We start from the raw sequence: 11,263 nt of genomic DNA on the forward strand, positions 1-11,263 counted from the left end.
GCTTCAAAAAAGAGAGCTTATCCCAATATCCTCTCTGAAAAAGAATCCTTTCATTCACAATCTGAAAAAAACGCAGCCGCGTAGGCCTAAGGGGTCCTTCCACTCCAGGATGGCCCATTGTCCATCTTCAAAAATATTTTCTACGATCGCCGTCATGTCCGCTGTGGAAAACTCCCGGGTAAACCTCTCCCGAATGGCCTCTTTCCCAACCACGGGGCTTTCCGCAACCTGATGGTTGATAGCGTCCTCATGATATAAGCTCACAATTTCTTCCACATCATGGCGGTTGAATGCGTCCACCCGCTTACACACAACTTCTTTTGGTCTAAGAGCCTATCCCGAAATGATCCGCACGCATCTTGCTTGCATATTTTCCGTCAGATAGCGCCCAAATTTCTTGACAGGCGTCAGCCTGCCTGCAAAATTTTGTCGCCATCTGACGATCAATCTGACTGCGCAATCTGCGCACGTCTCATTCCGGGATAGGCTCTAAGCATAATAATCTCGGTTTCTTTTTTCTGACTGTTCCGGCTGTCCCTTACAGCCCGTTCACCAGCTCCTTGAAATGCCGCCCTCTGGCCTCAAACCCCGGGTACATGTCAAAAGACGCTGACGCCGGGGACAGGGACACCACGTCCCCAGGCCGGGCCGCGTTCCGGGCCAGGGCCACTGCTTCTTCCATGTCTTTGGCGTGGAGAATCTCCGGCAGGGCGCCGCCCTGGGCCTCTCTCACCGCCTGCTCGATCTTGGGCCCCGTATCCCCCATAAGCACAAGGGTTTTCACCCGCCCCCGAATGGCCGGCCCCAGAGGCTCGTAGGGAATGTGCTTGTCATAGCCCCCGGCAATGAGCACCAGGTTTTCTTTGTAAAAGGCCAGTGTGCCCGAGATGGTCCGGCTGGGAGAACTGGCGATGGAGTCGTTGTAGTATTTTACCCCGTCCAGCTCCCGCACCAGCTCCATCCGGTGCTCCACCCCGCCGAATTCCGCCGCCACCCGGCGGATATTCTCCGGGTCTACATCCCCCCAGGCCGCGGCGATGGCCGCCATGTAGTTCTCTACATTGTGCCAGCCGGGCAGCTTGATGTCCGCCACCTTCATCAGGGGTTCGCCGTGGACAAAGATGGTCTCCCCGTCGCAGAACACCCCCCGGGCGGGCTGCTCTCTGCGGCTGAACTCCCACAGGTCTCCCCGAACCTGTGGGGCAAAGCCGGCGGTAATCTCGTTGTCGCTGTTGAGCACGGTGCGGCTGAAGCCGTCCTGATGGAGGAAAATATTCTTCTTGGCGTCCACATACTCCGCCATGTCCTTGTGAATATCCAGATGGTTGGGGGCCAGGTTGGTCACCACTGCCACATCAGGGCTGCTGCGCATGGAGATGAGCTGAAAGCTGGACAGCTCCGCCACCGCCACATCGGTTGGGGCGATGGTATCGATCTCCGGCAGCAGGGGCTTGCCGATGTTGCCCCCCAGGTGCACGGTCTTGCCCTGGGCCTTCAGGAATTCAGAGAGAATGGTGGTGGTGGTGGTCTTGCCGTCGCTGCCGGTGACAGCGTAGAGCTTGCAGGGGCATAGGGCGAAGAACACCTCCATCTCGCTGGTGACAGTCTGCCCCCGGCGGCGGGCCTCCTCCAGCTCCGGCAGATGGAAGGGCATGCCCGGGGTGCGGAAGACGATGTCCTCGGTCAGATTCTTCAGGTAGTCCTCTTCCAGAATCAGCTCAACCCCCAGAGCCCGGAGCCTTTCCCCGTTTTCCCCCAGCTGGGCAAAGCCGCGCCTGTCCCGGGCTGTCACCCGGGCCCCGTGGGCGGCGAACAGTTCCATCAGCGGCAGGTGGCTGCGGCCAATGCCGCAAAAGGCCACCCGTCTGCCAGCCAGACTCTGGTAAGACTGCTGCTTTGACATGCTCATTGTCTTTTCACTCCTTCTTGCCGCTGTAGGCGCTGTACAGGTGGTAATAGACGCCCCGCTTCTCCATCAGCTCCTGGTGGGTGCCCTTTTCCTCAATGCCCTTTTCCGTCAGCACCAGAATCACGGTGGCCCCCTGGATGGTGGACAGCCGGTGGGCAATGGTAAAGGTGGTGCGGCCCCGGGAGAGCTGCTCCAAAGAGGCCTGAACCAGCTTTTCGCTCTCGTTGTCCAGGGCGCTGGTGGCCTCGTCCAGAATCATAATGGGCGGGTTTTTCAAAAAGGCCCGGGCAATGCTGATGCGCTGCTTCTGCCCGCCGGAGAGCTTGACCCCCCGCTCGCCCACATAAGTATCATAACCGTTGACAAGCTCTGTAATAAACCCGTGGGCCCCGGCCTTTTTGGCGGCCTCCTCCACCTCCTGGCGGCTGGCCCCGGGCTTGCCGTACTGGATGTTCTCCAGCACTGTGCCGGAGAACAGGTACACATCCTGCTGCACAAAGCCGATCTGCTCCCGCAGAGAGCGCAGGGTGACATTTTTGACGTCCTGCCCGTCAATGAGGATGCGTCCCTGGGTCAGGTTATAAAACCGGGGGATCAGGTTGCACAGGGTGGTTTTGCCGCTGCCCGAGGGGCCCACCAGGGCTACGTTCTGGCCGGGCTTCACGTCCAGGTTGATCTCAGAGAGCACCTGCCTGCCGTCGTCGGCATAGCTGAAGCCCACATGCTCAAAGTGTACGCCGCCTTCCTTGATTTGCAGGGGCTTTGACCCGGGCTCGTCAAAGATGTCCACCTCTGCGTCCATAATCTGAAAGAAGCGCTCAATCCCCGTCATGCCCTGCTGAAACTGCTCGGCAAACTGCACCAGCTGGCGGATGGAGGTAATCAGCGTGCCCACATACAGCATGTAGGCCACCAGGTCGGCAGGCTGTACGCCCCCCCTCATCATGAAGATAGCCCCCGCCAGCAGCACCAGAAAGTGCATGAGCCCGTCAAACATGCGGTTGGTGGCCTCAAAGCCGCCCATCAGGTAATAGCGGCCCCGCTTGATGTTGAAAAATTTTTTGTTGCCGGCCTCAAACTTTTCTGTTTCCAGGCCCTCGTTGGCAAAGGACTTGACCACCCGCACACCCAGCAGGCTGTCCTCCACCTGGGCGTTGATTTCGCCGATCTGGGTCCGCTGCTGCCGGAACTGGCTGCGCATTTTCATGTTGAACCAGGCTGCAGCCAGCACCATAAAGGGCACCACCGAGAAGACGATGAGAGTGAGGGGCACATTCACCCCGCAGAGGATGATGAAAGCGCCCACAATTTTGGTGACGGACATGAAGATCTCCTCAGGGCAGTGGTGGGCGAACTCTGTCACGTCAAACAGGTCTGAGGTAATGCGGGACATGATCTGTCCCACCTTCGTGTTGTCAAAATAGTGAAAGCTGAGCTTTTGCAGGTGGGCAAACAGGTCGGTGCGCATGTCGGTCTCCATTCTGGCGCCCATAATGTGGCCGATGGAGGCCCGGAAGAAGGTGGCCCCCGCGTCTACCAGGCAGAGGAACAGGTAGAGCGCGCCGATTTTCAGCACAAGGCTCAGGGTGAGAGAGGCCAGGTCGTTGATGCCCATGTCAGTGACATAGCGCACCAGCAGGGGCAGAGTGAGCTCGCACACGGTGGTAAGAGCCGCGCAGAACAGGTCGAAGACCAGCACCCACACATATTTTTTGAAATAGGGCAGGAACCTGCGCACCAGGCCCCTGCGTTTTGCGGACTGTGCCGCGGGCTGTTCCATTGTCATTCTCCTTTTCCCAAATGAAATGTGAAAATCATAATCCCATTTATTGTAACACAACCGGGAGGAGAATGCAAAGGGAAAAAGGGAGGGGAGCGTGGGAAAAGCTGGGCCGTCCGGGCGGGTCAGGCTCCGGCAGATTTTAGTTTCCTTTCTCGAACGGGATGCGGGGAGAGCCTCTCTGCATCTGACAGCCGCAAACAGAGCGCTCGCCGCTCCACAGCTGCCAGGCCCGCGTCTGCGCTCGCCGGCCTTCCAGCCGGCAGCAGAAAGAGGTCTTACCCGTCCAGCTCCGCAGCCTCCGCCAGCACCTCCACCAGGTCCCTGCGGATGACCAGGTCTGCTGCTCCGTCATAGGGCGTGGGGTCCCGGTTCACGATTACCAGCCGCGCCCCCTCCTGCAAATACCGCACCAGCCCTGCCACCGGGTATACCACCAGGGAGGTGCCTGCCACCAGCATCAGCTCCGCCCTCTCCGCATAGGCGATGGCCCGGCTCAGGTCCTCCTGGTTCAGCATCTCCCCGTACAGGACCACGTCCGGCTTCAGCTGGCCGCCGCAGCTGCAGTAAGGAATACCCTCGCACTCCATCACATACCGCATGTTGTAGACATGGCCGCAATTTTGACAGAGATACCGGTTCTCGTTGCCGTGCAGCTCAATGACGTTTTTGCTCCCGGCCATCTGGTGCAGGCCGTCAATATTCTGGGTGACCACTGCCTCCAGCAGGCCCTCCCGCTCCAGCTTGGCCAGAGCGTAATGGGCCCGGTTGGGCTTGGCGTCCGGGTACAGCATTACGTTGCGGAGAAAGTCGTAAAAGGCGGCGGTGTGCCGCTGGTAATAGTCGTGAGACAGCATCTCTTCGTAGGAGACGCCCTGCTTTTTCTCCGTGTAGAGCCCATGGGCGCTGCGGAAGTCCGGGATGCCGCTGGCTGTGGACAGTCCCGCGCCCCCCAAAAAGACATTGTGCCTGCATTCCCGCAGCCATTGGCTCAGCCTTTGGGTGTCTGTCATAAAACCGCCTCCTCTGTTTTTTGCAGCTGCTCCGGTCCTTCCGGCTCCGCCGCCCCTGCCCGGTAGGCGTCCAGAATGAGGGCGTCCAGCTCCGCCATGGTGCACAGGGCTCCGGCCCGCCGCCGCAGCTCCGCCGCGCCCCGCATCCCCTTCAAATACCAGGCCACATGCTTGCGGGCCTCCCGCATGGCCCGGGGCTCTCCCTTTTCCTGGCACATCAGCTCCATGTGGCGGCGCAGGGTCACCAGCCGCTGGGCCAGACCAGGGGGCGGCAGCAGAGCCTCTTCTCCCAGCCAGGCGTTTACCTGCTGAAACACCCAGGGGTTGCCCAGGGCGCCCCGGCCTACCATCACCAGGTCGCAGCCGGTTTCTGCCAGCAGGGCCCCGGCGGCAGGGCCGTCTGTCACATCGCCGTTGCCAATGACCGGGATGTCCACAGCCTCCTTTACCGCCCGGATCACGCCCCAGTCCGCCCGGCCCTGGTAGAGCTGGTCCCGGGTGCGCCCGTGAACGCAGACCGCGTCCGCCCCGGCCTGCTGGCAGATTTTTGCGGTCTCCGGAGCGTTCACATGGTCCCGGTCCCAACCGGCCCGCAGCTTTACAGTCACCGGCAGGCCGCAGGCGGCTTTTATGGCGGCGACAATCTCCCCGCACCGCTCCGGGTTCTTCATCAGGGCGCTGCCCGCCCCGCCCCCGGTAATTTTGGGCATAGGGCAGCCCATGTTGACGTCAATGCCCGCCGGACCCAGCCGGGCCAGTCTTGCCGCAGCCCGGGCCATCACCTCGGGCTCGCTGCCGAAAATTTGCAGAAACACCGGCCCCTCGTCAAAGGAGAGGTCTGCCAGGGCGGCGGTCTTCCGGTCATCGAACTCCATGGCCTTTGCGCTGATCATCTCGCTGACCGTATAGGCTGCGCCGAAATTCCGGCACACCCGGCGAAAGGCTCCGTCAGTAACCCCGGCCATAGGGGCCAGAGCGGCGGGCCCGGCAATTTCAAGGCTCCCGATCTTCACTGCGCACTCTCCTTTCCTCCGGACCCGGCGGGCCGCTGGTTCTGCTCGTCCAGAGTCAGCCCATAGCTGGGGAGAAATTCCCGCATAAAGTATTCCGCCTCCGGCAGGTTCATTTCCTTCAGGGCCCGCCAGGTGCTCTCCTCCGCCTCCCGAAAGTCCTGGTTGCCGCTGAGCCGCTCCTCCATGCATTTGATCACCGCCGAGATCCGGTCCGCAGCCTTTACCAGGGGCAGCAGCTCCTGGTCTCCTGGGGCGGAGAGGGTCATCAGCTCCCGGTAGGCGGGGCGCAGCTCAGGGGGCAGCATGGACACCAGCCGCTCCACGGCCATGGACTCCACCTCTCCATAAGCGGCGCGGATGTCCGGAGAGTAGTACTTCACCGGCGTGGGCAGGTCCCCGGTGATGATCTCTCCCGCGTCATGGAGCAGGGCCAGCGCAGCCGCCCGCTCGGGGTCTGCTTTGCGCCCGAATTTCGTGTTGCCGATTATCGCCAGGGCATGAGCCACAATGGCAGTCTCTAACGAGTGCTCGCTGAGGTTTTCATGCCGGGTATTGCGCATCAGGCCCCAGCGGTTGATATATTTCATGCGGGAGAGCATGGCAAAAAAGTGGTACATGCCTAGCCCTCCCACACCGTTTGATTATGACCGGCCAACGCCGCCTGCATGGTGCAAAACCGGGTGGGGGGATATATTTTTTGTGGGTGCATTTCAAAACGCTCCTTCTGGTTTATGGTAAAAGTCCCAGCCTGCCCAAGCGCGGGAGGATAAGATTTTTTGGGGACATGACGCCTGCAATCGCAAAGAGAAGCGGCTTCCGCCGCAGGGCTGGCGTCTGTGGTTGTCAAAGTACATTATACCACAAATCTTTATGGAGAAGTCCGGCGCTGTAACTTGGCATCGCCAAGTCATGCGCAGCAAAAGAGAAGCGCTTCGCGCTTCTGGGCTTCTCCTTGTGCTCACCAGAGCACATTATACCACATTCTTCCTCCGAGCGAAAGGGAAAACCAGCAAAAAACACTTTATTCCCACTGTGTTTTGTGCTATACTTGTTCCAAGTACCACCCAAATCCTTCCATTCGAGGTCAAACAGCATGGCAAATACACAGCAAAAACGCTCCTGGCGTGAAAATTACTTTCTCAAGTCCTTTGCCCTGGGCCTGGGCCTGTCCTTCCTCATTTTTCTTCCCTTCCTTTTGGTGGACGGAGGCCGCTTTTTGTTCTATGGCGACTTCAATGTGCAGCAGGTCCCCTTCTACCGCCTGGCCCATGACGCGGTGCGGGAGGGCCGTTTGGGCTGGAACCAGCACACGGACCTGGGGGCCAACTTCATTGGCTCCTACTCCTTCTATCTGCTGGGCAGCCCTTTCTTCTGGCTCACCATCCCCTTCCCCTCCCAGTGGCTGCAGTTTCTCATGGGGCCCCTGCTCATCCTGAAATTTGCCTGCGCCTCGCTGACAGGCTATATTTACATCCACCGCTACACCAAGTCGCCGGACACGGCCCTGATCGGCGCGGTGCTGTACGCTTTCTCGGGCTTTTCGGTGTACAATGTGTTCTTCAACCATTTTCACGAGGCCATTGTCTTCTTCCCCCTTCTGCTGGCCGCGCTGGACGAGTATATGGAGAACCGCCGCCGGGGCCTGTTCGCCCTGGCTGTGTTTGCCTGCTGTCTGGTGAACTACTACTTTTTTGTGGGACAGGTCACCTTCTGCCTGGTCTATTTCTTCCTGCGGCTGATTTGCGGCAGCTGGAAGACCTCCTGGAAGGACTTTTTCCTGCTGGCCCTGGAGGCGGTGATCGGGGTGGGGCTCAGCTGTGTGCTGCTGGCGCCCTCGGTGCTGGCAGTGGTGCAGAACAACCGGGTGGACAACATGATCAACGGCTGGAACGCGGTGCTGTATAACCGCAACCAGCGGTATCTGCACATTATCGAGTGCTTCTTCTTCCCGCCCGACCTGCCTGCCCGGCCCAATTTTACCCCCGATTCCGAGTCCAAGTGGTCCTCCCTGGGGGCCTGGCTGCCCTTGTTCGGCATGACGGGGGTTATCGGCTGGCTGCAGCTGCGGCGTAAGCACTGGCTGAAAAAAATGCTTTGGATTTTGTTCGCCATGGCTTTGGTGCCCTTCCTCAACGCCTCCTTCCAGATGATGAACTCCGCCTTTTACGCCCGCTGGTATTATATGCTCACCCTGATGATGGCCCTGGCCACGGTGATGGCCCTGGAGAACGAGCGGGTGGACTGGCGGCGGTCCATTCTGTGGTGCTTTGTCATCACCTGCGCCATTGCTTTGGTGGTGGGCTTTATGCCGGTAAAGGAGACAGTGGACGGCAAGGAGTTCTGGAGCATGGGCCTGGAGGACTACCCCACCCGCTTCTGGACCTATGTGGCCATCTCGCTCATCTGCCTGGGGCTGGTGGTGTACCTGTTCACCTTCCGCCGGGAGAGCCGGGAGGCCTTCAAGCGGGGGACCATGTGGAGCCTTTCACTGGTGGCGGTGCTCTATTCCATCTTCTTCATCGCCATTGGCAAAACCCAGAGCGACTATACCTGGGACCACATCATTCCCTATGAGCTCAACGGCGGGGCAAATGTGCCCATCAGCGACCTGCAGAGCTGCCGCTCAGACTTTTATGAGTCTATGGACAACGCCGCCATGTTCTGGCAGATTCCCAGCATTCAGGCCTTTCACAGCATTGTGCCCGGCTCGGTGATGGACTTTTACGACTCCATTGGCGTGCAGCGGGACGTGGGCTCACGGCCCAAGGTAAGCCACTATCCCATTCGGGGGCTGCTGTCGGTGCGGTGGCTGTTTGACGAGGACCATGACTCTGAATTTTTTGCTGGGGCAGACCTGGACGAGCCCGCTATGCCCGGCTGGGGCTACTATGGCAATGCCAATGGGTATGATATCTGGGAAAACCAGTACTACATCCCCATGGGCTTTACCTATGAGTATTACCAGACCCGCTCAGAGTATGACGGCCGCACCGAGGGCAGCGACACCAGCGCCGGCACCCGGGAGCTCTCCATGCTGCGGGCCATTGTGGTGGAGGATGAGGACGTGCAGAAGGTGCAGAGCGTGCTTCAGCCTCTGCCGGATACCTGGCAGAGCTTTACCGAAGAGGACTATCTGGCGGACTGCCAGCAGCGGGCCCAGGGGGCCTGCTCCTCCTTTACCTACACAAACACAGGATTTACCGCCCAGATCGATGCGCCGGGAGACAGACTGGTGTTCTTCAGCGTACCCTGGGAGCCGGGATGGAGCGCCTCTGTCAATGGACAGGACACGGAGATCCTTCGGGTGAACGTGGGCTTTATGGCTGTGCTGGTCCCTGCCGGGGAGAGCGTGCAGATCGAATTTACCTATTCCACCCCAGGCCTGGGCACAGGCGTCCTGATCACCCTGCTGTCTCTGATGGGGCTGGTGGGCTACCTTACTCTGGCCCGGCGGCTGAAAAGGACCGGCCCTGAGGGGCCCCGGCCTCCCCGGCTTATGCGGGCGGAGCGCTTTGGGGCCTACGCGAAAAGGAGGGGGGCTGCTTTCCGCCGGGGCGGGCCGATCCGGGTCCGGCAGAGGACCCAGGCTGCCCTGCCCCCGCCGGACGCCCCGCTGCCTGCCCCCAGAAGGGCCCCGGCCATGCCCCCTGAGCCCAGGGTGGAGGCTCCTCCGCCCTCTGCCCCGGAGCCCCCTAAGATTACGGAGATGGTGGCCGAGGGGGAGAGGGAGAACACCCCTGCCACTGTGGCTGAGGTGGACGCCCCCATGAGGGAGGGCATCCCTGTGAAGGAGGAAGCCAAGTCCTGGGCCAGAGACTGGGGCGGTATGCAGCCCCGGCCCTGGCCCCAGCGGTCTGGAGAAGGAGAAACGCCGGAACAGAAGTCAGAAGCAAAGGAGAATGCGGAATGAACCGAGAACAAAACCCCACCGTGTACCTGGTGATCCCCTGCTATAACGAGGAGGAGGTACTGCCTGAGACTGTCGGCCGCTTGACCCAAAAGCTGGACGCCATGCGCGCTGCCGGCCTTGCCAACGAGCACAGCCGTATGCTGCTGGTGGACGACGGCAGCAAGGACAGAACCTGGGAGCTGATTGCCCGCCTGAACAGCGAGAACCCCTATGTGGAGGGGGTAAAGCTGGCCCACAACCGGGGCCACCAGAACGCCCTGCTCTGCGGCCTGATGACCGCCATGCCTCTGTGCGACTGCGCCATCAGCCTGGACGCGGACCTGCAGGACGATGTGGACGCTCTGGACCAGTTTGTCCAGAAATATAAAGAGGGCTGTGACGTGGTGTATGGAGTGCGCAACAAACGGGAGACAGACACCTGGTTCAAGCGCACCACTGCCGAAGGTTTCTACAAAGTGATGAAGCTTTTGGGGGTAGACGTGGTGTTTAACCACGCCGACTACCGGCTGATGAGCCGCCGGGCTCTGGAGGGCCTCTCGGAGTATAAGGAGGTCAACCTGTTTTTGCGGGGCATGGTGCCCCTCATCGGCTACCGCAGCGACTATGTGTACTACGACCGGCACGAGCGTTTTGCGGGAGAGTCCAAGTACCCCCTGAAAAAGATGATCTCCTTTGCCCTGGACGGCATCAGCAGCTTCAGCGTAAAGCCTTTGAAGCTCATCTCCAACTTTGGCATTCTGGTGTCGGTGCTCAGCGTGGTGGGGCTGCTGTATGCGCTTGTCTCCTACTTCATGGGGCTGACGGTGTCCGGGTGGACGGCGATTGTGTGCTCGATCTGGCTGCTGGGCGGGCTGCAAATGCTGTGCCTGGGTGTTGTGGGGGGCTATATTGGGAAGATATACAGCGAGGTCAAGGCGCGGCCGCGGTATCGGGTGGAGGCGTTTTTGAAGAACGGCGGCAAAGAAGAGGACAAATAGCAGCCAAAACGCGGGCAAAAAAGCCAAAGCGAAGAAAAAGCAAAGATGCGCGAATCAAAAGTTTCGTCCACCTTTTCAAAGGTGGCAGAGCGCGAGACAGCGTCTCGCGACCTTGACCTTGAACTTAGGCGGCGCAGAAAGCAACGGTGCGAGGCAGTATCTCACTCCCACCACACAGTTCAGAACGGGGTAAGGCTGCGCCGCCGTACTACCTAGCGAGGTCGACCAAAGGGAGACCAGCGACCCTCTCGCTGCCGACTAAAACAGGACAAAAGGCCCAACGGCGGAAGGGAGACCAGCGGCCCTCTCGCTGCCGACTAAAACAGGACAAAAGGCTCAACGGCGGAAGGGAGACCAGCGGCCTGTTCGCTGCCGGAACCCCCAGACAAAACAGCTTGCTGATACACCTGTCAAGAGAAGCCAAACAAAAAAGCATTCTTGCAAAAAAAGCGGACCGCCCTATCTCTATAAGGAGATAAGGCGGCCCGCTCTATTTTTCGCCCTCATCGCTGATCTCAATCAGCTCCTCAATGCCGCAGTCCAGCACTGTGCAGATGCGCAGCAGAATGTAGCTGTCATACCGCACCACCTTGTTTTTGTAGTAGTTGTCAACAATGTGGTACTGTATCCCTGTTCGCTTTGCCAGCTCATAGCGGGTCAT

Annotated in this window: 9 protein-coding genes; 2 read left to right on the plus strand and 7 right to left on the minus strand. The window is 59.8% G+C overall.

What is annotated here, in order from left to right; translation table 11 throughout:
- Positions 1 to 54 precede the first annotated feature (54 nt).
- The 6 genes from ACTO5E_RS03305 to yfbR all read right to left on the minus strand — a co-directional run bounded on the left by ACTO5E_RS03305 (position 55) and on the right by yfbR (position 6,332).
- Positions 55 to 312, minus strand: coding sequence for a nuclear transport factor 2 family protein (locus tag ACTO5E_RS03305; protein WP_482301559.1), 258 nt, complete (start codon positions 310 to 312; stop codon positions 55 to 57).
- A 226-nt stretch (positions 313 to 538) separates the two neighbouring features.
- Positions 539 to 1,909: a UDP-N-acetylmuramoyl-L-alanine--D-glutamate ligase gene (gene murD, locus ACTO5E_RS03310; protein ID WP_482301560.1), complete on the minus strand. Its 1,371-nt coding sequence runs from the start codon at positions 1,907 to 1,909 to the stop codon at positions 539 to 541.
- Positions 1,910 to 1,916: 7 nt separating this feature from the next.
- Positions 1,917 to 3,689, minus strand: coding sequence for an ABC transporter ATP-binding protein (locus ACTO5E_RS03315; RefSeq protein ID WP_482301561.1), 1,773 nt, complete (start codon positions 3,687 to 3,689; stop codon positions 1,917 to 1,919).
- A gap of 278 nt (positions 3,690 to 3,967) precedes the next feature.
- Positions 3,968 to 4,702 carry an NAD-dependent protein deacylase gene (locus ACTO5E_RS03320; protein WP_482301562.1) on the minus strand — a complete coding sequence of 245 codons (735 nt, stop codon included), beginning with the start codon at positions 4,700 to 4,702 and terminating at the stop codon, positions 3,968 to 3,970.
- Positions 4,699 to 5,715, minus strand: coding sequence for a tRNA dihydrouridine synthase DusB (dusB, locus tag ACTO5E_RS03325; protein WP_482301563.1), 1,017 nt, complete (start codon positions 5,713 to 5,715; stop codon positions 4,699 to 4,701). The genes ACTO5E_RS03320 and dusB overlap by 4 nt, the downstream gene beginning before the upstream one ends.
- Positions 5,712 to 6,332, minus strand: coding sequence for a 5'-deoxynucleotidase (gene yfbR / locus ACTO5E_RS03330; protein WP_482301564.1), 621 nt, complete (start codon positions 6,330 to 6,332; stop codon positions 5,712 to 5,714). Before yfbR ends, dusB begins: the two co-directional genes overlap by 4 nt.
- A gap of 476 nt (positions 6,333 to 6,808) precedes the next feature.
- Between yfbR and ACTO5E_RS03335 the strand changes: the two genes are divergently transcribed.
- Both ACTO5E_RS03335 and ACTO5E_RS03340 read left to right on the plus strand, forming a co-directional pair.
- Positions 6,809 to 9,625 (plus strand): YfhO family protein, encoded by a 2,817-nt coding sequence (locus ACTO5E_RS03335; RefSeq protein ID WP_482301565.1) that lies wholly within the window; start codon positions 6,809 to 6,811, stop codon positions 9,623 to 9,625.
- Positions 9,622 to 10,602, plus strand: coding sequence for a glycosyltransferase family 2 protein (locus tag ACTO5E_RS03340; RefSeq protein ID WP_482301566.1), 981 nt, complete (start codon positions 9,622 to 9,624; stop codon positions 10,600 to 10,602). Before ACTO5E_RS03335 ends, ACTO5E_RS03340 begins: the two co-directional genes overlap by 4 nt.
- Positions 10,603 to 11,092: 490 nt before the next feature.
- On the opposite strand, the gene ACTO5E_RS03345 is transcribed toward ACTO5E_RS03340, so the two are convergent.
- Complete coding sequence (locus ACTO5E_RS03345; protein WP_482301567.1) at positions 11,093 to 11,263, minus strand: helix-turn-helix domain-containing protein; 171 nt, start codon at positions 11,261 to 11,263, stop codon at positions 11,093 to 11,095.

The sequence above is a fragment of the Acutalibacter sp. genome, assembly GCF_056800975.1.

What these genes read in the sequence shown, in the direction of transcription:
- murD (WP_482301560.1), bottom strand. Translation starts at nt 1,909, where the DNA reads ATGAGCATGTCAAAGCAGCAGTCTTACCAGAGTCTGGCTGGCAGACGG.
- ACTO5E_RS03345 (WP_482301567.1), bottom strand. Translation starts at nt 11,263, where the DNA reads ATGACCCGCTATGAGCTGGCAAAGCGAACAGGGATACAGTACCACATT.
- ACTO5E_RS03320 (WP_482301562.1), bottom strand. Translation starts at nt 4,702, where the DNA reads ATGACAGACACCCAAAGGCTGAGCCAATGGCTGCGGGAATGCAGGCAC.
- ACTO5E_RS03315 (WP_482301561.1), bottom strand. Translation starts at nt 3,689, where the DNA reads ATGGAACAGCCCGCGGCACAGTCCGCAAAACGCAGGGGCCTGGTGCGC.
- ACTO5E_RS03335 (WP_482301565.1), top strand. Translation starts at nt 6,809, where the DNA reads ATGGCAAATACACAGCAAAAACGCTCCTGGCGTGAAAATTACTTTCTC.
- ACTO5E_RS03340 (WP_482301566.1), top strand. Translation starts at nt 9,622, where the DNA reads ATGAACCGAGAACAAAACCCCACCGTGTACCTGGTGATCCCCTGCTAT.
- yfbR (WP_482301564.1), bottom strand. Translation starts at nt 6,332, where the DNA reads ATGTACCACTTTTTTGCCATGCTCTCCCGCATGAAATATATCAACCGC.